The sequence below is a fragment of the Uliginosibacterium sp. 31-12 genome (assembly GCF_030548425.1).
Lineage (GTDB): Bacteria > Pseudomonadota > Gammaproteobacteria > Burkholderiales > Rhodocyclaceae > Uliginosibacterium > Uliginosibacterium aquaticum.
The window spans coordinates 216,447-237,864 of sequence record NZ_JAUOOA010000007.1 but is presented as its reverse complement, the minus strand read 5'-3'; the positions used below and the strand labels follow the sequence as shown (position 1 = coordinate 237,864).

Below are 21,418 nucleotides of genomic sequence, written 5' to 3'. Positions count from 1 at the left end.
GTGGCTGGAGACAACACCTTCACCTGGAAGCTCGACAACGCAAGCTACACGGGCGGTTCCTTCCTGCAGATCCGCACCGACTCTTCCTCAGCGGTCTACATCAACAGCATCAGCCTGAGCTGCCTCTGATCTTCCAATCAGCACTCACCTGAAACAGCAACGGCGACCATAAGGTCGCCGTTTTTCATTGCACCACCAGCCCTGCTAGACCGGCACCACCCGCCGAGTGAAACAGGCTTCATCAAGCAGGCGCGAGCTGCTGGCCGAGCTGCGGATCAGGCCGCTCACTTCACGCAGATGCAGGCCCCAGTGATCGAGCGCATCCCACAACAAGATGGATTCCGCGCGGACCAGACGATGGTCGCTGCTGAAGATATCAAACAGCAGGGCCGCTACTTCGCGCTGCAAGGCCGGGGCCTGGATCTCGTCGAGCATGGCGCGAATCTGGGAGCGTCCGAGGGATCTGAACCCGCGCCGGTCCGTCGGGGTGCTTTGGCGTAAATCCGCACACAATGCGTCCATCACATCATCAAAATCGTCGCGGCTAAGCCTCAGGGCCTGCAGCACACCGCGCTGCTCCAGCGTGCGCAGCTCGGCATCGGAGGGTACGCCGTCAATGGTCACCGCCAGCGCCAGAAGGCGCACCACAGCATGCGGGCTATCAATCGGATAAGGGTTCATTATTGTTCTCCTGTGTTTCCTCGCCTTAGAGGAGCGAAGTGCGCAGCGCACCCGGAGCGGCGGTGCGCTACGCCGGCGCTCTCAGCCAACGATGGCCGGCACCTGCAGCATCTCGCTCATCTCCGGGTGACGGCGGTGACTGCGACGCTCAATGCGGCGCGCCGCCAGATGGCTCGCCACGCTGAATGCGCGGTTGATCGCGGCATAGGAATCTTCACTGGTCTCTGCCACGACCAATGCTGGCTCGCCCGCCAGCTTCACTTGAACCTGGCAGCACTTGTCTATCCCGCCGCGCGGGCCATTGAGATCGATCAGCCCTACCTGGACCTGCTGCACATGCAGCTTCAGGCGCGCCAGCGCGAACTCGGCGCGGCGCTCGATATGGGCGATGACGGCATGATCAAGCGGGGTGCCGCTGATTTTCTTGATGGCCAGTTTCATGATGCGTCTCCTTGATAGCTTGGCTTGTATCGCTGTTCGCATCAGCGATGGAGCCACTTTAGAGACGCCGTACCATCCTGTATATTCGAATATATATGCTTTTATATTCGGTTTTACCGAACATTTAAAGGAGCCGATGAGCGCATGAACTACAAGCATCTGCACTACTTCTGGAAGGTAGCCAGCTGCGGTGGTGTGCTGCGCGCAGCCGAGGCGCTGAATACCACGCCGCAGACTGTCAGCGGACAGATCAAGTTGCTCGAAGAGCGTCTGGGTAAGGCCCTGTTCCGCAAGGACGGGCGCAAGCTGGCGCTCACCGAGGCCGGTCGGATGGCGCTGGGTTATGCGGAAGAGATCTTTTCGCTCGGCTCAGAACTGCAGGAGCAGCTCGCCAGCGAGGCTGCAGAAGGCATGCCGATGGAGTTCCGGGTGGGTATTTCGGATGCCATCCCCAATGCCGTTGCCGAGCGCCTGCTGGAGCCGGTGCTGGCCATGGATGTACCGGTGCGCACGATCTGCCGCGAATGGCGAATCGATCGCCTGCTCTCCGAGCTGGCCCTGCACCGGCTTGATCTGGTACTGGCCGATACCCCGGTACCGCAGGGCTTGAGCGTAAAAGCCTGGAGCCACCGCCTGGGCGCCTCGAAGATGGGTTTTTTCGCTCGCCCGGAACTTGCCGAACGCTGCCGCGAACAGCCTTTCCCGCAACGCTTGCATGCCATGCCGCTCCTGCTGCTGGGGGAGGATTCCGCCGTCAGCAGTCAGTTCCGTCAGTGGGCCAGCATGCACAAGATCCGTCCTCGCATCGTCGCCGAGTTTGACGACGCAGGCATGCTGGCCGCTTTCGGCGGGAAGGGGCGCGGCATTTTTCCGGCCCCGATGGTGCTCAAGGACATGCTCTGTCAGCAACTCGGGGTGGAGTTGATTGGCGTGGCAGAAGGCATCGAGCAGGCCTGCTACGCCATCACGGTACAAAAGCGGATCAGCCATCCTTGTGCCGAGGCCATCGTGCGCACAGCCCGCGAGGGACTGTATCCGCTGGATTGAAAGCTTTGCGCCGCAAAGCGGCTTCCTGCCGGGCAAGCGGGTGAAATCATGACAGCGGGTCAGAAGCGGCCTGAGGCCGCCCCCATGAGGCCATGCTTCAATCCCGGCCCGGCCAATGCTGCACGCTCAGGCTGGCACACCCGCGGACTGGATCGGCGAATAGTCGCCATAGCCATCCGGCCAAGGCGTGAGCACTTCGAAGCCATCATCAGTCACCGCCACCATGTGCTCCCACTGTGCAGAAAGGGAGCGGTCTTTGGTCACCACCGTCCAGCCATCGGGCAGCAGCGTGGTGGCCGCCTTGCCGGCGTTGATCATCGGCTCAATGGTGAACACCATACCGGACTTCAGCACGAGGCCTTCACCGGGTCGGCCATAGTGCAGCACCTGAGGCTCATCGTGATAGATATCGCCGATACCGTGGCCACAGTATTCGCGCACCACGCTGAACCCCTCGCGATGGGCCACACTCTGGATTGCATAGCCCACATCGCCCAGGGTCGCGCCAGGACGCACACGCTGGATGCCAGCGCGCATCGCCTCGTAAGTGGTGCGAACCAGGCGCCGGGCCAGGATGGAAGGCTCACCCACGTAGTACATGCGGCTGGTGTCGCCGAACCAGCCGTCCTTGATGATGGCCACATCGATATTCACGATATCGCCGTTCTTCAGCACCTTGTCGGACGGGATGCCGTGGCAGATCACGTGATTCACCGAAGCGCAGATGGTCTTGGTGTAGCCGTGGTAGCCGACATTGGCCGGAATCGCCTTCTGCACATCGACGATGTAGTCGTGGCAGAGGCGGTCCAGCTCATCGGTGGTAACGCCTGCCCGCACATGTTCGCCGATCATCTGCAGGACATCGGCGGCCAGCTTCCCGGCCTCACGTGCCAGAGCGATCTCGGCAGGCGTCCGGATAGTCACAAATTTCGAAGCTTTCATGCTGCCCTCGCCGGAACGGCTGCCATCAGCTCACTCACGCTTTGCTGCTCAGCCTGGATCAGGAGCTGACAGATCTCTGCGTAAGCCAGATTCGGATTCAGCTCCGCCAGCATGCCCACCCGCAGCCAGTGCTCAGCCTGGGCATTGATGGAGCGGCTCAGGGCCCCACTGGTAAGACGCAGATTCTCATGCATCTGCTCCGAGATTTTGACGATTCCCACTAGCGGCTCCGGATATATGTTTTATATACAAACCGTATATTACCAGATCGTTCGGGGCTTGCCGACAGAGCAGCCGGCGGGCCTCAGAAGTTGTTCACGATCTAGAGCGAGAGGCCGTCAGCAGAGGCGAGGCTGTGGAAGCGCAGGAACCGGAGTTTATGTTGATAAATGAGGATGCCGAGCAGCGCCTGAGCCCTGATCACGGCCTCGCAGCCAGATCGTGAGTAGCGTCTCAGAACTGTGCGCTCTTGTTCACTGCATCCAGTTCCGCCAGCACCTTGGCAATGCCTTCAGTCCCCAGTGCAGCCTCGACCAGAATCGAAGAGACCTCCCCTGCCGATTGCTCCTGCTCGACGATCGAACTGGAAATCCCGGCAGCCAGCTCCGACACCTTGCTCATGATCTCGCTGATGCCGGACATCGACCCCACCACCAGCTGAGTGCTCTCCTGCACATTGCCGACCATCGCACGGATGCTGGCCGAGGAGGTCACGGTGTTCATCGCCAGGGTCTTCACCTCCTGCGCCACCACGGCGAAACCACGCCCGGCCTCGCCCGCCCGGGCGGCTTCAATGGCAGCGTTGAGCGAGAGCAGATTGGTCTGCTCGGCAATCTCGGTGATCAGGCCAAGGATCTTGGTGATCTCGCCGGACTGCGCGCGCAGGGTCGCCATGTCGCGATTGGCCGCGGCGGTCAGATCCACTGCCTTGCGGATCACATCCATCACCTCGCGGATATGCTGGGCGATGCCATGCATGGCGCTGGCCACGCCTTCCATGGCGTCCGAGCCGCCCTGCACGCTGTGATTGATTTCTTCGGAATTCACCGACACTGCGGCCACTTTCTCCTCAAGCATGCCCAGGGTGCTGGACAGCGTCTGGCGCAACAAGGCGCCAAACATTGAGCTAGAAAGCTGGATCTTGATGGCTTCATAAACACCACCATCACGCGGGCCCACACCGAACACGGCAAGGCCGATCTGGGTCTCGGTGAAATGCAGCGGCATCACCATCACCGCGAGGCGCTCATTGCTACCCGCCAGCAACTCCGGCAACAGGGCTTCGCAGGCCAGGCTGGTCTTGCTGCCCTCGAAGCGTTTGCCGAACTTGCCGAAAGAGGTCAGCACCTTGAGCTGAGAGGGAATGCTCTTGTGGTCCCAGCCGGGCCCACCTTCATACACGGCGAGGCAGAAGGCAGGGATGCCCAGCTTGGGAATATCCTGCTCGAGCAGTTTGACGATGGCCGGAATCTCGTGAGTCGTGACCAGCTTGGCGCCGAGCTGGCTGATCGCCCGCTCTTGAGCCACGGCACGCAGATTGGCGGCAGCGCGGATGCGGGTTGCCGCTTCACTCAGGGCAACCCTCCCCTGGCTCCAGATATCCTCGGCGCGAATCATGCGCCCGCGCCACCACAGGCTCGGCAGGCGGCGACTGCGCAAGGCGGAGATGCAGTTGTGCAGATCCTCTATCTGCAGCTTGTTGTCGGCAAAAGCCTTGGCCGCCACATTCAGGGCCTTGATGAAAGCACCACGGTGGCGACTCCAGGCAAACTCCTTGGCGAAGGCCTCCACCAGCGCTTCAGCCTGCTGGCGGACTACCGACTTGCGAGCCTCCGAGGCTTCCGGCCCCAGATCCACGGCAGCGCACATGGTCTCGACCGCACTCGCCTGGCTGAAGAAGCCAAACATGCGCAGCAGCGCCTTCGCCCGCGCCAGCAGTCCGAAGGGCTGACCGGCCGCACTGAGGCCGGAGAGTGCAGTCTGCACATTGTGCGAGGAGCAGCCGCAGGACTGCGCCAGCACCAGCCGCGCCGGCAGCTTGGCCTCGTTCCCGGCCCGCCCGCCGGAAGCCAGTTCATTGACCAGATCCAGCGCCTTGGCGATCTGCGCATCCCCCGGCAGAGCCACTGTGCTCACCGGCGGCGTCACCGTACGGGCCTCGAAAGCATCGTTGCAGCCGGTGACCGCTACATCCTCCGGCACCCGGATGCCGCGCGCCTGGAGCGCTTCGATCGCGCCGATGGCGATGTTGTCATTCACGCAGACCAGCACATCCCAGTCCGCCCCAGGGCGTTGCTTGCGCTCGTCGATCAGCAGACGCACCACGATCTCGCCCTGATCCTTGCCCCAGGTCAGGCAGGGCGACACCAGTTGCGGATCCGCCGAGAGCCCCGTCTCGCGCAGCACATCCTGATAGGCCTGATAACGCTCGCGCGCGTAAGGATGGCTCTCAGGGCCGCGTGCAAAGGCCAGGCGACGCTTGCCGTGATGCTGGATCATGTGATCGAGCATCAGGCGCATACCGGCATAGCTGTCGATCGTCACCACCGGGCGCGCGGGCACTGGCAGGGTCAGGGTCACCACCGGCAGTTTCCCGTAGCGCTCGTAATAGCTGCTGGTGATCTTGTCGGCATCCGACGAGGCCCAGGAAATCACGCCTTGATAGGCCGGGCCGATCAGATCGTAGATCGCCGCGCCAGCATCCTTGCCAAGATAGCCGCCACGGAACACGGCCAGATGCTGCCCCTGTTTCTCGGTGGCGTTCAGAATGCCGTCCAGCAATTGGTCAGGCATGCCCCCGCCGCCCATCTCGCGCGCCAGATAGGCCACCGGTTTCTTGTTCGTCACCATGTTCAAAGTCCTGTACTCAAGCCGGCCCGCCTGCCCCTGCTGGTGGCCGTGGCACGCGTGCCACACGCCTGTCGCATAGCAGGCCGGGCAGCACGGCGCCCCACTCTGGAAATAACGGACGCAGCCGGCACGAACTTGAACCGCCTTGCAGCGCCCCCAGGCACTCAGGAAGACCTGCCCTCACAAGCAAAAGCCCCGCGCCACCTTGCGGTGGGGCGGGGCTCGGATGGGCAGATGCTGCGGGCTCAGGGCACGGCAGGTGTCACGCCGGAGTAAGTCAAGCCGCTGGAGTTCGCGATCGCCCAAGGGGTGGTGGCCGTGCCCCAGTTGGTGATCGTCACGTTCGTGAAGCGACTATCCTTGAGGCGGCTGATGCTCATCGGCAGGGCATTGGTGATCTTCACCGTGTCGAACAGGATGTTCTCCTGGAAGGTCTCCGCGTAGCCCAGCGTGGCGTCGGTCCCGTCATAGCCATCCACCTTGATCATGGCGCCACCGCTGCTGGTGCTGACGTTATCCACCGTCACGTTACGGATCGTGATGTCGCGGAACTGCGCCGAGGCACTGGCCTTGTCGAACACATTGCTGCCCGCCGAGTAAGCCAGGGTGAAGATGAAGGGATTGCCGTTGGTATTGTTGCTGAGCGTGCGGCCACTGATCGTCACCGAATTCTTGGTGCCAACGTTGCGCATGGCGTTGTCGCGGAACACCACCCGACGCGCGCCGCCTCCGGTAGCCGGCGTGCTCTTCATGCGCAGGCCGTTGTCAGTGAGGAACATCACGTTGTCTTCGGCCAGGATGTCCTGGATCCAGGCACCGGTATGGCTACCCGCCACCACCCCGCCATGCCCTTCGCGCAGATAGTTGTTGAAGATCCAGGCATTCTGCTGCGACGTGACACCCTCGTAGTTCTTGCCCTGGCCAGCCGCGAAGTTGATGTTGTCATCTCCGCTATCGACGAAGTTGTTGAACACGAAGGCATTGTCGCTATTGCCGAACTCGACACCATCAGCATTGTTGATGTCGAAGGTCTGGGTCACGGTATTGGCGAACACCATGTTCTCGCTCTCCAGGAACATGACGCCGTGATAGGCAGGATTAGTCAGCTTCAGCTCGCCCAGATAGATGTTGCGCACCCCGCGGAAGGTGGCGAGGCTGGAGCGACGATTGCTGTAGTAGTTATCGTGCGCCGTGCTGCCTACCGTCGCCCCGGTAGCCGCCAGCTGGCTCTTGGCAAGGATGCCCAGGGAGGCCACCTTGCTGGCACTGCCACCGGCGAAATTGGCAAGGCCCTTGCCCAGCTCATCGGTGGTGTCGGTGGCAGAGCGGGTCCAGCCATTGCCATCCAGCGTGCCCTTGCCGGTGATACGGATGTTCTGGAACACGCCGCGCGTTTCGTCGTAACCATTGTGGTCGACAAGTGCTGCAGTACCGTTCATGTGCGCAGGATTCAAGGCATTGAGCAGCGACGGAGGACGACGATCATCAGTGCTGTTAGTGAAATAGCTGTAGAGCTGATAGCCCTTGGCGAGCGGATAATCCGCCGAGTCCGCCGACCCCTTGAGGGTGGCGCCTTCAGCGATCTCCAGCGTCATGTTGCTCTTGAGGAACAAGGCCCCGGTCAGGAAGATCTTGCCACTGGCCGCATCCGCCGGAATCAGCACCTTGCAGCCGTAAGCGGAGCTTGAACCGGCGGCGCAGGTATCGATGGCATCCTGGATGACGCTGGTGTTAAGCGTCGTGCCATCACCCATCGCACCGAGTTTGGAGACGTCATAAATCCGCGTATAGGCGGGTGCCGTGCGCACCGTGAGCGGCTGACTGTCGGCTGACTCCTTGCCCGCCGCATCCACCGCGCGCACGGTGAAAGTGTAGGCCGTGTCCGGTGCAAGGCCCGTAACCTTGAAGTTGTGGAACAGTACCTTGACGTGAAAACCCGCCGTATCGGCCGCGTAAAACTGGTCGATATAGGGCTTGGCCGGCGAGTTGAGCGTGTTGTTGGCAGCGGCGCTGCCCAGCTTGCTGCCGTTCATGTAGACGTTGAAATCAGCCAGGGCACTGTAGTCCGCCGGCTTCTTCCACACCAGGGTCAGACTGCTGTCGTCATAGGCCAGCGGCGGCACCTGCAGACTCAGATTCTCACCGCTCGCGCCGCTGCTCACGGCTGCGGACGAAGCCGCCACGCTCGCCGCAGAGGAAGCCGACTGGCTGCTCGCCCCCGACGCTGCGGCACTACTGCTCGCGCTGCTGACAGCCGCCCCCGAGGACGCCCCCGCTGCACCGCTATTCGTGCCTGCGCTGGAACCTCCAGCATCTGAACCACCGCCCCCGCAAGCGCCCAATACCAACGCACAGATGAGTGCTGCGGCCCCTGCCGGCATCCCTTTGTTTTTCATGTCTCACTCCCGATTGCAGCCAGGAGCCACCTGAGCACAGGCCTTCGGAACACCGAAAAACTGCCGCCGCAAGAACCCCTGATACGCCTCCAAATCGCGCGATACAAACCTTGCGCGACTCCCCCGAAAACCAGCCAATAATTAGTTGAAAGGCTACATTAAACAGCGGGGGACGATAGTCCGTATTTCTGCTTATCCGGCTTGAGATCTTTCAGCGCCGCGCCTTGGCAAAGGCGGCCGCCAGCGCATTATTGGCAGGCACCTTTTCCTGCCGGGCTGCCTGCTGCGGCCTGCCACGTGGCGCATCGCGGCCGGGCTGCTCACCCGCCGGCTTGCGCACCACTTCGTCCGACAGCCGCATGGTCAGCGCGATGCGTTTGCGCGCCAGATCAACCTCGACCACCTTCACCTTGACGATATCGCCGGCCTTCACGACCTCGGCCGGATCTTTCACGAAGCGGTTGGACAGCGCCGAGATATGCACCAGCCCATCCTGATGCACGCCGATATCGACGAAGGCGCCGAAGGCGGTGACGTTGGTCACCACGCCTTCGAGCTGCATGCCCGGCTCCAGATCCTTCAGCGACTCCACGCCTTCGCGGAAAGAAGCCGTCTTGAACTCGGGACGCGGATCACGGCCAGGCTTGTCGAGCTCGCGCAGGATGTCCTGCACAGTGGGCAGACCGAAGCGCTCGTCGGTGTATTTGCGCGCATCCAGATTCTTCAGGGTGACCGAATCACCGATCAGCTCGCGTGCCTTCTTCTGCACGTCGGCCAGAATCTTCTCGACCACCGGATAGGCTTCCGGGTGCACCGCCGAAGCGTCCAGAGGGTTGCTGCCGTCGGTGACGCGCAGGAAGCCCGCGCATTGTTCGAAGGTCTTGTCGCCCAGGCGCGGCACTTTCTTGAGTGCAGCGCGGCTGGCAAAGGCGCCGTTGGCATCGCGATGCGCGACGATGTTCTGCGCCAGCGTGGTATTCAGCCCCGAGATGCGCGTGAGCAGCGCGGCGGAGGCGGTGTTCACATCCACGCCCACGGCGTTCACGCAGTCTTCCACCACCGCGTCGAGCGACTTGGCGAGCTTCGACTGATTCAGATCGTGCTGGTACTGGCCCACGCCGATGGCTTTCGGCTCGATCTTCACCAGCTCAGCCAACGGGTCCTGCAAACGGCGGGCGATGGACACTGCTCCGCGCAGGCTCACATCCAGCTCCGGAAATTCCTTGGCGGCCAGTTCAGAGGCCGAATACACCGAGGCGCCGGCTTCGGAAACGACGATGCTGGTGACCTTGGCCGCACTTGTGTTGCTGCTGACGCGCTTGATCACTTCGCCCGCCAGCTTGTCGGTCTCGCGGCTGGCCGTACCGTTGCCGATAGCGATCAGCTGCACGCCATGCTTCTCGACCAGCTTCGTCAGCGTATGCAGTGCGCCGTCCCAGTCCTTGCGCGGTTCGTGCGGATAAACCGTGGCGGTTTCCAGCAGCTTGCCGGTGGCATCCACCACCGCCACTTTCACGCCGGTGCGGATACCGGGGTCGAGACCCATAGTCGTTTTCGCGCCGGCCGGCGCGGCGAGCAGCAGGGCCTTCAGGTTCTGGGCGAAGACGCGGATCGCCTCTTCCTCAGCGCGCTCGCGCAGCTTGCCCATCAGGTCCAGATCCATCGAGAGTGCCAGCTTCACGCTCCAGGTCCAGCGCGCGGTATCGACCAGCCATTTGTCGGCGGCACGGCCCTGATCCTTGATGCCAGCGGCGACCATGATCTTGCGCTCGCAGGGGTTCGGCTCAGCCGAGCGCGAGCCGTCTTCCGGGTCAGTATCCAAGGCGAGTTTGACGCGCAGGAAGTCTTCATTGCGACCACGGAACAGGGCCAGCGCGCGGTGCGAGGGGATGTTGCCGAGCTTCTCGCTGTAAGCGAAATAGTCGCGGAACTTGGCGGCTTCCTGATCGTTTTCCTTGCCCTCGGCCACCGTCACGCGCACCTGGCCGTGTTCGCTGACGTATTCGCGCAGGCTGCCGACCAGCTCGGCGTTTTCGGCGAAGCGCTCCATCAGGATCTGGCGCGCGCCATCCAGCACCGCCTTGGCGTCGGCAAAACCGGCCTCCACATTCAGGTATTGCGCGGCGACTTCTTCCGGCTTCTGGGTCGGATCACTCAGCAGCGCATCGGCCAGCGGCTCGATGCCGGCCTCGCGGGCGATCTGGGCCTTGGTGCGGCGCTTCTGCTTGTAGGGCAAATACAAATCTTCAAGACGCTGCTTGGATTCGGCGTTCTCGATGTCGGCGCGCAGTTGCGGCGTCAGTTTGCCCTGCTCCTCGATGCTCGCCAGCACCGCGCCGCGCCGCTCCTCTAACTCACGCAGATAGCCCAGACGCTCTTCCAGCGTACGCAGTTGGGTGTCGTCCAGCCCGCCGGTGACTTCCTTGCGGTAGCGCGCGATGAAGGGCACCGTGGCCCCGCCGTCGAGCAGCTCGATGGCGGCGATGACCTGACGCGGCTGGGCGGCGAGTTCGGAGGCAATGCGAAGTTCGATCGAGGGCAGCATGAGGCAGACGCGCTTGAAAACAAGGGAGGCGCGACTATGCCCAAGCCAGCGCCGGTGGGCAAGCCGGGCGGGCATTCCTCGGCCCGGCGGCCACATCCTCGCGGGAGCGACGCAGCCGTCGCCCCCAGCATCAGGCTTTACTGCAGCACGCTTTCGGCAGCCGTATACGGCAGCACCAGCGCGTCAGCCACTTCCTTGCAGGTCAGCTTGCCTTCGCACACGTTCAGGCCGTGACGCAGATGGACATCGTCCTTCAAGGCCTGCTTCCAACCCTTGCCAGCCAATGCAATGGCAAAAGGCAGGGTCGCAGCATTCAGCGCGTAGGTGGAAGTGCGGGCCACCGCGCCAGGCATGTTGGCCACGCAGTAGTGCACCACGTCATTCACCACATAGGTCGGCTCGGCATGCGTGGTGGCATGCGAAGTCTCGCAGCAGCCGCCCTGGTCGATGGCCACATCGACAATCACCGAGCCCGGCTGCATGCGGCTGAGCAGCTCGCGGCTGATCAGACGCGGCGCCGCAGCGCCCGGCACCAGCACCGCACCGATCACCAGATCGGCTGCGCAAACAGCGGCTTCGAGCGCCTCGCGCGTCGAGTGCAGGGTTTTGACCGCGGTGCCAAACTGAGCGGCGACACGCTTGAGCACGGCAGGGCTGCGATCCACCACAGTCACATCTGCCCCCATGCCGGCTGCCACCAGCGCCGCATTGCTGCCGACCACGCCACCGCCCAAGATCACCACCTTGCCCGGCAACACGCCCGGCACGCCCGGCAACAGCACGCCGCGCCCGCCCTGAGCTTTTTCGAGGCAGTGCGCGCCGGCCTGCACACTCATGCGCCCGGCCACTTCAGACATTGGCGCCAGCAGCGGCAGGCTGCCATCCGCAGCGGTCACAGTTTCGTAAGCCACACAGATTGCGCCGCTGGCCAGCAGCGCCTTGGCTTGCTCGGGATCCGGTGCGAGGTGCAGGTAAGTGAACAGGATCTGGCCCGGTCGCAACATGGCGCACTCAGCCGGCTGAGGCTCCTTCACCTTGACGATCATGTCCGCCGTGGCAAACAGCTCGGCAGCGGTGGAAACAATTCGTGCGCCGGCCGCCTGATAGTCCGCATCCGTCGCGCCGATGCCGAGGCCGGCAGATTGCTCCACCAGTAGTTCATGTCCTTGCGCGACCAGCTCGCGCACCGAGGCCGGCGTGAGGCCGACCCGGTATTCATGGTTTTTGATTTCCCTCGCTACGCCTACCCGCATGATGTCTCTCCCAGTTGCTCACGATGACTGCCTGCCTATCAGATCAGTCTCTTTCGGCCGCGCAGAATTGCTTCAGTCGATAGGTCAATCTTAGGAACACCACTCAAGTGAATATCGCTTTAATATTGGTGATTCGCAGTGAATACATAGCACAATTTGCCCTAACAACCAGGTAAGCAGTGAATGATCGAACTCGACAAGGCTGACCGCAAAATTCTCGCCGTCCTGCAACGCGAAGGGCGCCTGCCGATCACTGAGCTGGCCCAGCGCGTGGGGCTATCGGCCACCCCGGTGAGCGAGCGGGTGAAGCGTCTGGAACGCAGCCGGGTCATCACCGGCTACCACGCCCGGATCGACCCCGAGGCGCTCGGGCTGCGTGTGCTGGTCTTCGTGGAATTGCGTCTGGCGCAGAAATCCGCCGAGATCTTCGACTCGGTCAAGCAAGCCCTGAGCTTCGTGCCAGAAGTGCTTGAATGCCATCTTGTCGCTGGAGAGTTCGATTACCTGATCAAGGCGCGCATTCCGGACATGCGCGACTATCGCGACCTGCTCGGGCGCATCCTCCTCAAATTGCCGAAGGCTGTGGAATCCCGCAGCTATGTGGTGATGGAAGAAATCAAGGAATCTGCCGAGCTGCCGGTTTGACGCAGCACACATAAAAAAGGCGCTCCCGCAGGAGCGCCTTTTCAGCTAGCTTGCCGGCTCACTCTTCGAGCAGGGTGCGCAGCATCCAGGCCGTCTTTTCGTGCAGATCCAGACGCTGGGTCAAGAGATCCATGGTCGGCTGGTCATTAGCCTTGTCAGCCAGTTCCAGCAAACCACGCGCGGTACGGGCAGTAGCTTCCTGCGCGGCGACCAGCAGGGCCACCATTTCCATGGCTTTGGGTTCGCCCTTCACAGCGGGAATGGTGGTCAGCTTCTCGTAATCGGCATAGCTACCCGGGGCTTTCACACCCAGGGCCCGGATACGCTCGGCGATGATATCCAGCGCATTCCACTGCTCGGTGTACTGGCCCATGAACATCACATGCAGGCTGTTGAACATCGGCCCGGTCACGTTCCAGTGGAAGTTGTGGGTCATCAGGTAGAGGGTGAAACTATCGGCAAGCAGTTTGGAGAGGCCGCCTGCAATCGCAACGCGGTCCTTCTCGGAAATGCCGATATCGATCTTGCTCACGGACGTGCTTTTCTTGGCTTTCATGGCAGAACTCCTGAGTGATTGAAGGGAAACCGGGGGCACCGACCAGACGGCCGGTGCCGATATGAAGACACTATCGCAGAAAAGGTTTTTGATCCAATTACAAAATAGCAACATCAGCATAGCCTGCCGCCATCCGGCAGTGCAGCCAGACGCTGCCCTTCCCTGCAACCCATGCTGACACGTACACTTGCGGGATGACCGACACCGCCCTGCCCATCTCCCTGCGCGGCGACCTGCTGCTGCGCAAATCCCGCCGCTGGGGCCTTTTCGCCCTGCTGGCTCTGCTGCTGACCCTGCCCTGCGTACTCTTCATGAAGCCCTTGTGGTCTTTTCTGATCACCCTCGGCTCCGGAAGTTTCATGCTGATGGCCGGCCTCTGGGGGCTGATCCTCGCTGCCGGCCCGCTGGCCTTTCTGGCCTGTGGCCTGGCCGCCCTGTTCCTGCGCGTCGAAGCGCGCTTCGCCCCGCGCAGCCGCCAACAGCCCTTCAGCGATACGCTGGCGATCAGCTTCGCCCTGTTGTTGAGCTTCCTTCCAGCGCTGGCCGCACTTTACCCGCCCGTCAAAGCCATTCTTACCGGCTACATCGGCTTTCGCGGTCTGGGCCAGCAATACCCGCTGGCCTCTGACCCCTATGGTTTCTGGCAGGCGGTTGCCTTCTGGTTCATGGGTGCCGCGACCCTCGCCTTCCTGGCGGGCCTCTACTGGCGCGGCAAGTGGCGCGCCCACCGCACAGCTACGACAACGGCTGCGGCATGAGCCGCAGTAACTCGTTGTATCGGGCGATCCTCGCCCATGCCGGCCCCATCCTGATCGCCCAGCTCGCCTCGATGAGCACCACGCTGGTCGACACCCTGATCAGCGCGCGCGTGAATACGGTGGATCTGGCCGCCGTAGGCATCGGCGCCGGTCTCTACATCTCGGTGATGCTGGCCGCCGCCGGCGTGGTGCAGGGGCTCACGCCGATCGCCGCGCATCAGGTCGGCGCCAGGCAATTCGACCGCCTGCCCGCCACCTTCCAGCACGGCCTGATGCTGTGCGCGCTGCTGGCGCTGGGCTGCTTCGCGATTCTGGCCACGCCGGGCTGGATGCTGCGCATGAACGCGGTGAGCCCGGAAGTGGCCGAGCGCACCCGCGCCTATCTCTTCATCCTCGCCCTGAGCCTGCCCGGCACCCTGATCTATCGCGCCTGCGGCGGCATGCTCAACGCTCTCGGGCGGCCGCGCGCGCTGATGTTCCTGGGGCTGGCCAACGCCGTCAGCCACGCCCTGCTGGCGCCCGCTCTCGCCTTCGGCTGGCTGGGCCTGCCAGCGCTCGGTGCGGTGGGCTGCGCGGCCTCAGTGGCGATCAACACCACTCTGCTGGCAGTGGCCGGCCTGCTTTATCTGGCCCGCTCCAAGGTGAGTCGCGAGCTGCATCTCTTGCGCGGCTGGCAGCGCCCGCAATTGACCCAACTCGCCGAGCACCTGAAGCTGGGCCTGCCGATCGGCATGTCGATGTTTGTCGAGATGAGCAGCTTCGCGCTGATCGGCCTCTTGGTCGCCTCGCTCGGCGCGGAAGCCATCGGCGCCAACCGCCTGCTCGGGAACTTCGCCGGCACCTGCTACATGCTGCCGCTCTCGATCTCGATTGCCACCCTGGCGCTGGTGGGTCAGGCCGCCGGCGCGCAGGACTGGCCGCGCGTGCGGCGCACTGCGCTGACCGGGCTTTTCCTGGGCTGCAGCATCTCCAGCGTGATTGGCCTGCTGCTGTGGCTCTTCGCCGGGCCGCTGGTGCGCGGTTTCGTGCCGGACCCGGCCGTGCAGGCCATGGCGCTGGGCCTGGTAGTGCTGATCGCGCTGTACCAGTTCTGCGACGCCGCCCAGACCATCGCTGCCCAGGCCCTGCGCGGCCTGAAGATCACCACCCTGCCGATGCTGGGCCACATCCTGAGCTTCTGGGGCGTTGGCCTCGCCGGCGGCTGGTGGCTGTGCTATCACGGCTGGAGCGCGCCGCTGGGCCTGGCCGGCTTCTGGATTGCCGCTGTCGCTTCCTCCGGGCTGGCCAGCGTATTGTTCGGCGCCATGCTCGCATTCGCGCTGCAAAGGAGAGCCTGATGAATCCGCTGCATGACACGCTGGACCTGCCGGATCTGAATACCGTGGTCACCCGCCTGCTGGCAGCAAAGCGTGTGCTGGTCATCACCGGCGCCGGCATCTCGGCGGACTCGGGCCTGCCCACCTATCGCGGCATCGGCGGGCTCTACAACGACCAGCACACCGACGACGGCCTACCGATCGAGGTGGCACTGTCCGGCGAAGTCATGGAGGCCGAGCCCTCCATCACCTGGAAACATCTGGCCGCCATTGAGGCCAACTGCCGCGGCGCGCACCCCAACGCCGCCCACAAGGTGATCGCGGCAATGCAGGAGGTGGTGCCGACCACGGTGCTGACTCAGAACATCGACGGTTTTCACCGTCAGGCCGGCAGCCGCGACCTGATCGAGATCCACGGCGATCTGTTCGAACTCGAATGCGTGCATTGCAGCCACCACGAAACCGTGGCCGACTACAGCCGCTTCAGGCAGCTGCCGCCCCCCTGCCCGCACTGCCTGGGGCATCTGCGCCCGGCCGTGGTGCTGTTTGGCGAAGCGCTGCCGCGCCCGGCCATCCAGCGTCTGGAAAAGGTCCTGCAGGAGGGTTTCGACTTGGTGTTCTCGATCGGCACCACCAGCGTCTTCCCCTACATCGCCCAGCCCTTCACGGCGGCCCGCCATTTCGGCGCGCTGGCGGTGGAGATCAATCCGGGCGATACGGAAGTGAGCCGCCACGCCAATGTGCGCTGGCGCTGCGGCGCGGCCGCCGCACTGGAGCGGCTGTGGCAGGCAGTGTCGGTCGCACGCCATGCGGCGCACGCCTCACGCGCAGCCCCACAGCCCTGAGCGAAACGCGGCTCAGAGCGGGTCCTGGCGCAGGTTGCGGCGCGCAAACTCGGCGCAGCGCTCGGCGAATTCCTCGGTGCTCTTGGGCATCGACACGCGGGCGCGGGTAATGTCCGAAATCAGGTCGCGAGCCTGGCGAATCAGGCGCACGCCATGCTCGGCCTCCAGCACCACGCGCTCATTGGCATACTCGGGCAGGACCGGGCTGAAATCCCACAAGCGCTCGCCGGCAACCGCGAACCGCGCCCACACATCGAAAATGTCGGCATCGGTGCGTAACACCTCGCTCTTGATGCGAGCCGTTTCCGCGTATGCGGCCGCCAGCTTGTCCACCCCGGCAAACATCGGACGATCGACAAAACTGGCCGACAGGGCATTGGCGATCGCATCGATATCGCGCATCGCCGCCGCAATCTTGTTGTAGCGACTCTCGTAGAAGGCCTCGACCGGAATCGAGAAAGCCTTGAAAGGCTCGCCCCACAGCTCGTCGATGCCTTCATCGCCGCTGCGGTGCTGCACTGTGCGGCCCAGTTGCAGCGCATCCTGCAGGCAGCGGCCACATTCGCGCATCAGGGCGTTGTCGGTAGCGATCTCCACGCCCACCGCCTGCAGATCGACCAGCTTGGTGAAGATGTCGGTGGCGCGGTTGAACAGCGCGCCCGCCAGCATGGCGCCCTTCACACGCTTGAGTTCCGGATCGGTCTCGGCCTCGAAAGCCGCACGCGCCTCACCCAGGCGCCGGCCCGGGATGTTGATGCCGTGCTCGACGTGGTTGAACAGTCGCCGCGTGAGGGCCTCGATCAGGCGCTTCTTGGCGTCCAGCGTACTCGCCGGGGCCTCGTAGGTCTTGATCCAGTAACCGTAGTAATAGACCCGCTCGACGCCGTCGATGATCCGCTTCGTGCCGCAGGGAGTGTCTTCGTTCATGGTGCCGCTTCTACCGCCAGATTCATGCGGGCGTAACTCTACTGTGTTTCGCAAGGTGGGCAGCAGGCAGCGTTGTATTGCTGCCAACTTTGCCACACTGAGTCACACAGAGGCGCTGCAGCTATACTCGGCCGATGCCCGCATCCTCCCTGTTCCAGGGCCTCCTCTGTGCGCTGGGTGCCGGCGTTCTATGGGGCCTGGTGTTCATCACTCCGGCGATCCTCACCGATTATCCGCCCGCCCTGCTCGCCTTCGGCCGCTATCTCGCTTTCGGTCTGGTGTGCCTGCCGCTCGCCTGGCGCGACCGCCGCCGCCTCGCGCCCCTCAGCCGGGCGGACTGGCTGGCCGCCTTCGAGCTGGCCCTGATCGGCAACATCCTCTACTACCTGTGTCTGGCTGCCGCCATCCAGCGCAGTGGCGTGCCCCTGCCGACGCTGATCATCGGCACCCTGCCACTGGTGATTGCGATCGTTGCCAACCTGCGCGAGCGCCTGCCCTGGCTGCGTCTGCTGCCTTCCCTGGTGCTGATCGGCAGCGGCCTGTTGCTGGCCCGCCTGCATGAGTTGCCCGCCGGCGATAGCGGCCCGCTCGGCAGCGGCCCGCTCGGCAGCGGCCCGCTCGGCAGCGGCCTGATCCTGGCCGTGGCGGCCCTGGCTTGCTGGACCTGGTATCCGCTGCGCAATGCGCGCTGGCTCAAGCGTCACCCAGCGCTCGCCTCCAGCACCTGGGCCACCGCCCAGGGCCTTGCCACCCTGCCGCTGGCCTTGCTGGGCATGGCTGGCAGCCTGGGGTGGCAAGTCGGCGGAGCCAGCTTCAGCCAGCCTCTGGGCCCGCGCCCGGCACTCTATGTGGGCCTGATGCTGGCCATCGGCCTGCTCGCCTCGTGGCTCGGCACCTTGCTGTGGAATCGCGCCAGCCGCCTCTTGCCGACTACCCTGAGCGGCCAGCTGATCGTTTTCGAAACCCTCGCCGCCCTGCTCTATGCCTATCTGTGGCGCGGCGAAGCGCCGGGCCTGCTGACCGCCACGGGCATCCTGCTGCTGATCAGCGGTGTGCTGGCCGGCGTGCATGCCTGCCAGAATTCCGGACGCACTGGAGACAAGACATGATTGAAAGCCTTATCGCTCTGCTGGCGCTGTGTGCGCTCGGCTGGTACTGGCAGGATTCGGCGCATGCGCGCGAGTTCGGCGTAGCCGCAGCACGGGCCGCCTGCGCCCGCGAGAACCTGCAGTTTCTGGACGACAGCGTGGCTCAGCGCGGCCTGCGCTGGGTGCGGAATGCTGCCGGCCGGCTGACCTTGCAGCGCAGCTACACCTTCGAATACAGCCTCACCGGCGATGATCGCCAGCCGGGCCTGGTCGTGCTGCAGGATCGTGAAGTGGTGCTCCTGCAGCTCAGCCCGGCGACAAGATCACCGGGACCGATGCTGCACTGATTCAGAGCGGCAACAACAGCTTGTGCAAGACCAGCGCCGCGGCGCCGGCCGGCACCGCCTGGGCACCGAAGCGCGCGTGCTGCAGCACCGGCATTTCGAGGCCAGCGGCCTGCGCCAGAGCGTCGAAGCTGCGCCGCGCCGAGTTCAGGAAGGCCTGCCCAAGCTCGGTGGCCGAGCCGCCCAGCACGATCATGGCCGGGTCCAGAGTGGTCCACAGATTGTGGATCAGCAGGCCCAGGCGCTGGCCTGCGGTCTGCAGCGCCTTAACGGTTTCCGGATCCGCATTGCGGGCTCGCTCGAACAGCTCGGGCACGCTGCAGTGCTGCGCATTGGCCAGCGATTGCAGACCGAAATAGGATTCGGCGCAGCCATGCCGGCCACAGGAACAGAGCGGGCCATCGGCCTGCAGCTGGATGTGCCCGACCTCGCCGGCAAAGCCGCGGCGGCCCAGCAGCAGGCGCTCGCCCACCACCACACCGGCGCCCACACCGATGCCGAGGCCGATGAAGAGCAGCGGATCGCCCATCTCACCGGCGGCAAACTCCACTTCGCCCAGTGCGGCCACATCACAATCGTTCTGCACCCACAGCGGTAGGTCAGCAAGGCCACGGCTGCCCAGCACGCGCAGCAATTCGTCGCGCACCGGCACATTGCGCCAGCCCAGGTTCGGCGCCACCACCAGCAGGCCATCCGCTTCCTGCACGGCACCTGGCAGGGCCACGCCAATACCGAGCAGGCCACGCCCCTCGCCACGCAGGCAGCCCACCATGTCGGCCAGCATGCCGGCCAGCGTGCCGAGAATTTCGCCCGGCCGCTCGCTGCTGCTGAAGCTCTCCTCCAAGCGGTGCAGTACCTCGCCATCAAGCGACATGCCCAGCACGCACAGCTTGCCCACCGCCAGCTCCGCACCGATCAGGGCCAGACGGCGCCCGTCGATACGCAGCGGGGTCGGGCGGCGGCCGATGGCACCGGTGACCAGCACCTCCTCCTCGCGCAGCCAGCCCTCGTCCACCAGTTCCTGCACCAGCAGACTCACGGTGGACTTGGTCAGCCCGGTCTCCACCGCCAGTTCTGCACGCGAGAGCCCGGGGCGCGCGCGCACCAACCGGACCAAGGCCATGCGGTTGATCCTTTTAAGGAGCCGCTGGTCACCTGTTATTGCCATCTTTGATCTGCCTCCAAGCCATGTAATTTTTTTGTTTTCCGGCCGATTGTTTCACACTACCTTGCCCGAAAGGGCGGCAACTTATCATCCGCCACGAAACATGTCACACCCGTTTGCATTCGCTCAGAACTTGCCTTCACGCTGAACTGAAGATACTGATTTTTTTGGCAAAATCGCAAACAATTCGCAGCCTTTCGCACTATCCCCCTCCACTCGCGGTTGCAGCCGCGTTTTTTTACAGGAGCAAGCCCAGCATGCAAGACACCCCCTCCCACAACGGACCGGTCTGGCGCCAAGCCATTTCCGGGGCCCAGATCCTCTTCGTCGCCTTCGGCGCACTGGTCCTGGTGCCCCTGCTGACCGGCCTGAATCCGAGCATGGCCCTGCTCGGCGCCGGGGTGGGTACCCTGCTGTTCCAGCTGGTCACCCGCCGCCAGGTGCCGATCTTCCTCGGCTCTTCCTTTGCCTTCATCGCCCCGATCATCTATGCCACCCAGCACTGGGGCTTGCCCGCCACGATGGGCGCACTGGCCTGTGTGAGCGTGATGTACTTCATCTTTGCCGGCCTGATTGCCCGCCACGGCGCCGGCATCGTGCACAAGTTCATGCCACCGGTCGTGATCGGTCCGATCATCATGGTGATCGGCCTCGCCCTGGCCGGCGTGGCGGTGAACATGGCCATGGGCAAGGACAATCCGATCGGCTACGGCCCCTCGCTGCTGCTCGCCGCCGTGTCGCTGGGCACCACCATCATCGTATCGATTTTCGCCCATCGCTTCCTCAAACTGATCCCGATCCTGATCGGTGTGGGCGTCGGCTACGCTCTGGCGGCCGTCCTGGGCTATGTGGATTTCGGCAAGATCGCGGCCGCGCCCTGGTTCGCCCTGCCGAATTTCGTGGCACCTGAATTCAACCTCTCGGCCGTACTTTTCATGCTGCCGGTCGCGCTGGCGCCGGCCATCGAACACGTCGGCAACGTGATCGCCGTGGGCGGCATCACCGGCAAGGATTACACCGAACAGCCGGGTCTGCATCGCACCCTCGCCGGTGACGGCCTCGGCGTGCTGTTTGCCGGCCTGGTCGGCGGCCCGCCGATCACCACCTATGCCGAAGTGACCGGCGCACTGACGCTGACCCGCAATTTCAACCCGGTGATCATGACCTGGGCGGCCGGCCTCGCAGTCGCGATGGCCTTCGTCGGCAAGTTCAACGCCATCCTGCAATCCATCCCGGCACCGGTAATGGGCGGCATCATGATCCTGCTCTTCGGCTCGATCGCCGCCATCGGCCTGAAGACCCTGATCAGCGCTCGCACCGATCTGGAACAGCCGCGCAATCTGGTCATCGTATCCACCGTACTGGTGCTGGGCATCGGCGCCTTCAGTGTGGAAATCGGCAGTTTCGTGCTGCAGGGCGTGAGCCTGTGCGGTGTAGTCGCCATTGTGCTGAACCTCTTGCTGCCCAAGCCGCGTAGTTAAGCCGGCACAGCCTGCCCCTCAAGCCCCGCCGCGTGCGGGGCTTTTTCTTGTCCTTCGGGCAGCCCCTCGGTGCGCTTCAGGGCAAAGCCGCCAGGGTCGTTAGCAAACCAGACGCCTGCGCATGGCGACGCCCCGCTT

19 protein-coding genes are annotated in these 21,418 nt (G+C 63.8%); 8 read left to right on the top strand and 11 right to left on the bottom strand.

The window, feature by feature from the left end:
* Positions 1–204: 204 nt before the first annotated feature.
* Together Q3Y64_RS14655 and Q3Y64_RS14650 are read right to left on the bottom strand one after the other, a co-directional pair.
* Positions 205–681: a hypothetical protein gene (locus tag Q3Y64_RS14655; protein WP_101944150.1), complete on the bottom strand. Its 477-nt coding sequence runs from the start codon at positions 679–681 to the stop codon at positions 205–207.
* Between the two features lie 81 nt (positions 682–762).
* Positions 763–1,122 (bottom strand): HPF/RaiA family ribosome-associated protein, encoded by a 360-nt coding sequence (locus Q3Y64_RS14650; protein ID WP_303562931.1) that lies wholly within the window; start codon positions 1,120–1,122, stop codon positions 763–765.
* Positions 1,123–1,266: 144 nt separating this feature from the next.
* Between Q3Y64_RS14650 and Q3Y64_RS14645 the strand changes: the two genes are divergently transcribed.
* Complete coding sequence (locus Q3Y64_RS14645) at positions 1,267–2,169, top strand: LysR family transcriptional regulator (protein ID WP_303562929.1); 903 nt, start codon at positions 1,267–1,269, stop codon at positions 2,167–2,169.
* 126 nt (positions 2,170–2,295) lie between these two features.
* On the opposite strand, the gene map is transcribed toward Q3Y64_RS14645, so the two are convergent.
* The 6 genes from map to ald all read right to left on the bottom strand — a co-directional run bounded on the left by map (position 2,296) and on the right by ald (position 12,155).
* On the bottom strand, positions 2,296–3,111 hold the full coding sequence (gene map, locus Q3Y64_RS14640) for a type I methionyl aminopeptidase (RefSeq protein ID WP_101944153.1): 816 nt from the start codon (positions 3,109–3,111) through the stop codon (positions 2,296–2,298).
* Positions 3,108–3,332, bottom strand: a complete 225-nt coding sequence (locus tag Q3Y64_RS14635; protein WP_101944154.1) for a ParD-like family protein — start codon at positions 3,330–3,332, stop codon at positions 3,108–3,110. The genes map and Q3Y64_RS14635 overlap by 4 nt, the downstream gene beginning before the upstream one ends.
* A gap of 232 nt (positions 3,333–3,564) precedes the next feature.
* A complete protein-coding gene (locus tag Q3Y64_RS14630; RefSeq protein WP_303562925.1) occupies positions 3,565–5,961 on the bottom strand; it encodes a methyl-accepting chemotaxis protein in 2,397 nt (798 codons plus the stop codon).
* Positions 5,962–6,206: 245 nt separating this feature from the next.
* A complete protein-coding gene (locus tag Q3Y64_RS14625) occupies positions 6,207–8,357 on the bottom strand; it encodes a glycoside hydrolase family 28 protein (protein WP_303562923.1) in 2,151 nt (716 codons plus the stop codon).
* Between the two features lie 211 nt (positions 8,358–8,568).
* The gene (locus tag Q3Y64_RS14620; protein WP_303562921.1) at positions 8,569–10,902 is read right to left on the bottom strand and encodes a Tex family protein; all 2,334 of its coding nucleotides are present in this window, start codon (positions 10,900–10,902) and stop codon (positions 8,569–8,571) included.
* Positions 10,903–11,039: 137 nt separating this feature from the next.
* Complete coding sequence (gene ald / locus Q3Y64_RS14615; RefSeq protein ID WP_303562919.1) at positions 11,040–12,155, bottom strand: alanine dehydrogenase; 1,116 nt, start codon at positions 12,153–12,155, stop codon at positions 11,040–11,042.
* Positions 12,156–12,338: 183 nt separating this feature from the next.
* On the opposite strand from ald, the gene Q3Y64_RS14610 reads away from it, so the two are divergent.
* Positions 12,339–12,800, top strand: coding sequence for an Lrp/AsnC ligand binding domain-containing protein (locus Q3Y64_RS14610; RefSeq protein ID WP_101944159.1), 462 nt, complete (start codon positions 12,339–12,341; stop codon positions 12,798–12,800).
* Between the two features lie 58 nt (positions 12,801–12,858).
* Here Q3Y64_RS14610 and Q3Y64_RS14605 read toward each other — a convergent pair whose 3' ends face one another.
* Entirely contained in the window at positions 12,859–13,356 is a 498-nt protein-coding gene (locus Q3Y64_RS14605; protein WP_101944160.1) for a Dps family protein, read from the bottom strand.
* A gap of 194 nt (positions 13,357–13,550) precedes the next feature.
* Between Q3Y64_RS14605 and Q3Y64_RS14600 the strand changes: the two genes are divergently transcribed.
* From Q3Y64_RS14600 to Q3Y64_RS14590, 3 genes are read left to right on the top strand one after another with little or no spacing between them, the layout of a single operon-like run.
* Positions 13,551–14,114, top strand: a complete 564-nt coding sequence (locus Q3Y64_RS14600; RefSeq protein ID WP_101944161.1) for a hypothetical protein — start codon at positions 13,551–13,553, stop codon at positions 14,112–14,114.
* Positions 14,111–15,451 carry an MATE family efflux transporter gene (locus Q3Y64_RS14595; protein WP_303562915.1) on the top strand — a complete coding sequence of 447 codons (1,341 nt, stop codon included), beginning with the start codon at positions 14,111–14,113 and terminating at the stop codon, positions 15,449–15,451. Before Q3Y64_RS14600 ends, Q3Y64_RS14595 begins: the two co-directional genes overlap by 4 nt.
* Complete coding sequence (locus Q3Y64_RS14590) at positions 15,451–16,275, top strand: NAD-dependent protein deacylase (protein WP_303562913.1); 825 nt, start codon at positions 15,451–15,453, stop codon at positions 16,273–16,275. Before Q3Y64_RS14595 ends, Q3Y64_RS14590 begins: the two co-directional genes overlap by 1 nt.
* Before the next feature lie 12 nt (positions 16,276–16,287).
* Here the strand turns inward: Q3Y64_RS14590 and Q3Y64_RS14585 are convergent, their stop codons facing one another.
* Positions 16,288–17,202 carry a hypothetical protein gene (locus tag Q3Y64_RS14585; RefSeq protein WP_101944163.1) on the bottom strand — a complete coding sequence of 305 codons (915 nt, stop codon included), beginning with the start codon at positions 17,200–17,202 and terminating at the stop codon, positions 16,288–16,290.
* A gap of 134 nt (positions 17,203–17,336) precedes the next feature.
* Between Q3Y64_RS14585 and Q3Y64_RS14580 the strand changes: the two genes are divergently transcribed.
* On the top strand, positions 17,337–18,311 hold the full coding sequence (locus Q3Y64_RS14580) for a DMT family transporter (RefSeq protein WP_303562910.1): 975 nt from the start codon (positions 17,337–17,339) through the stop codon (positions 18,309–18,311).
* Positions 18,308–18,637, top strand: coding sequence for a DUF3301 domain-containing protein (locus Q3Y64_RS14575; RefSeq protein WP_303562908.1), 330 nt, complete (start codon positions 18,308–18,310; stop codon positions 18,635–18,637). The genes Q3Y64_RS14580 and Q3Y64_RS14575 overlap by 4 nt, the downstream gene beginning before the upstream one ends.
* Before the next feature lies 1 nt (position 18,638).
* Here Q3Y64_RS14575 and Q3Y64_RS14570 read toward each other — a convergent pair whose 3' ends face one another.
* Positions 18,639–19,757 (bottom strand): ROK family transcriptional regulator, encoded by a 1,119-nt coding sequence (locus Q3Y64_RS14570; protein ID WP_158239271.1) that lies wholly within the window; start codon positions 19,755–19,757, stop codon positions 18,639–18,641.
* A 299-nt stretch (positions 19,758–20,056) separates the two neighbouring features.
* Between Q3Y64_RS14570 and Q3Y64_RS14565 the strand changes: the two genes are divergently transcribed.
* Positions 20,057–21,280 carry a uracil-xanthine permease family protein gene (locus Q3Y64_RS14565; RefSeq protein ID WP_101944166.1) on the top strand — a complete coding sequence of 408 codons (1,224 nt, stop codon included), beginning with the start codon at positions 20,057–20,059 and terminating at the stop codon, positions 21,278–21,280.
* Positions 21,281–21,418 lie beyond the last annotated feature (138 nt).

Bases quoted from the DNA above. Each gene is read 5' to 3' on its own strand.
- Q3Y64_RS14655 (WP_101944150.1), bottom strand. From the start codon at position 681: ATGAACCCTTATCCGATTGATAGCCCGCATGCTGTGGTGCGCCTTCTG.
- Q3Y64_RS14650 (WP_303562931.1), bottom strand. From the start codon at position 1,122: ATGAAACTGGCCATCAAGAAAATCAGCGGCACCCCGCTTGATCATGCC.
- Q3Y64_RS14645 (WP_303562929.1), top strand. From the start codon at position 1,267: ATGAACTACAAGCATCTGCACTACTTCTGGAAGGTAGCCAGCTGCGGT.
- map (WP_101944153.1), bottom strand. From the start codon at position 3,111: ATGAAAGCTTCGAAATTTGTGACTATCCGGACGCCTGCCGAGATCGCT.
- Q3Y64_RS14630 (WP_303562925.1), bottom strand. From the start codon at position 5,961: ATGGTGACGAACAAGAAACCGGTGGCCTATCTGGCGCGCGAGATGGGC.
- Q3Y64_RS14625 (WP_303562923.1), bottom strand. From the start codon at position 8,357: ATGAAAAACAAAGGGATGCCGGCAGGGGCCGCAGCACTCATCTGTGCG.
- Q3Y64_RS14620 (WP_303562921.1), bottom strand. From the start codon at position 10,902: ATGCTGCCCTCGATCGAACTTCGCATTGCCTCCGAACTCGCCGCCCAG.
- ald (WP_303562919.1), bottom strand. From the start codon at position 12,155: ATGCGGGTAGGCGTAGCGAGGGAAATCAAAAACCATGAATACCGGGTC.
- Q3Y64_RS14610 (WP_101944159.1), top strand. From the start codon at position 12,339: ATGATCGAACTCGACAAGGCTGACCGCAAAATTCTCGCCGTCCTGCAA.
- Q3Y64_RS14605 (WP_101944160.1), bottom strand. From the start codon at position 13,356: ATGAAAGCCAAGAAAAGCACGTCCGTGAGCAAGATCGATATCGGCATT.
- Q3Y64_RS14600 (WP_101944161.1), top strand. From the start codon at position 13,551: ATGACCGACACCGCCCTGCCCATCTCCCTGCGCGGCGACCTGCTGCTG.
- Q3Y64_RS14595 (WP_303562915.1), top strand. From the start codon at position 14,111: ATGAGCCGCAGTAACTCGTTGTATCGGGCGATCCTCGCCCATGCCGGC.
- Q3Y64_RS14590 (WP_303562913.1), top strand. From the start codon at position 15,451: ATGAATCCGCTGCATGACACGCTGGACCTGCCGGATCTGAATACCGTG.
- Q3Y64_RS14585 (WP_101944163.1), bottom strand. From the start codon at position 17,202: ATGAACGAAGACACTCCCTGCGGCACGAAGCGGATCATCGACGGCGTC.
- Q3Y64_RS14580 (WP_303562910.1), top strand. From the start codon at position 17,337: ATGCCCGCATCCTCCCTGTTCCAGGGCCTCCTCTGTGCGCTGGGTGCC.
- Q3Y64_RS14575 (WP_303562908.1), top strand. From the start codon at position 18,308: ATGATTGAAAGCCTTATCGCTCTGCTGGCGCTGTGTGCGCTCGGCTGG.
- Q3Y64_RS14570 (WP_158239271.1), bottom strand. From the start codon at position 19,757: ATGGCCTTGGTCCGGTTGGTGCGCGCGCGCCCCGGGCTCTCGCGTGCA.
- Q3Y64_RS14565 (WP_101944166.1), top strand. From the start codon at position 20,057: ATGCAAGACACCCCCTCCCACAACGGACCGGTCTGGCGCCAAGCCATT.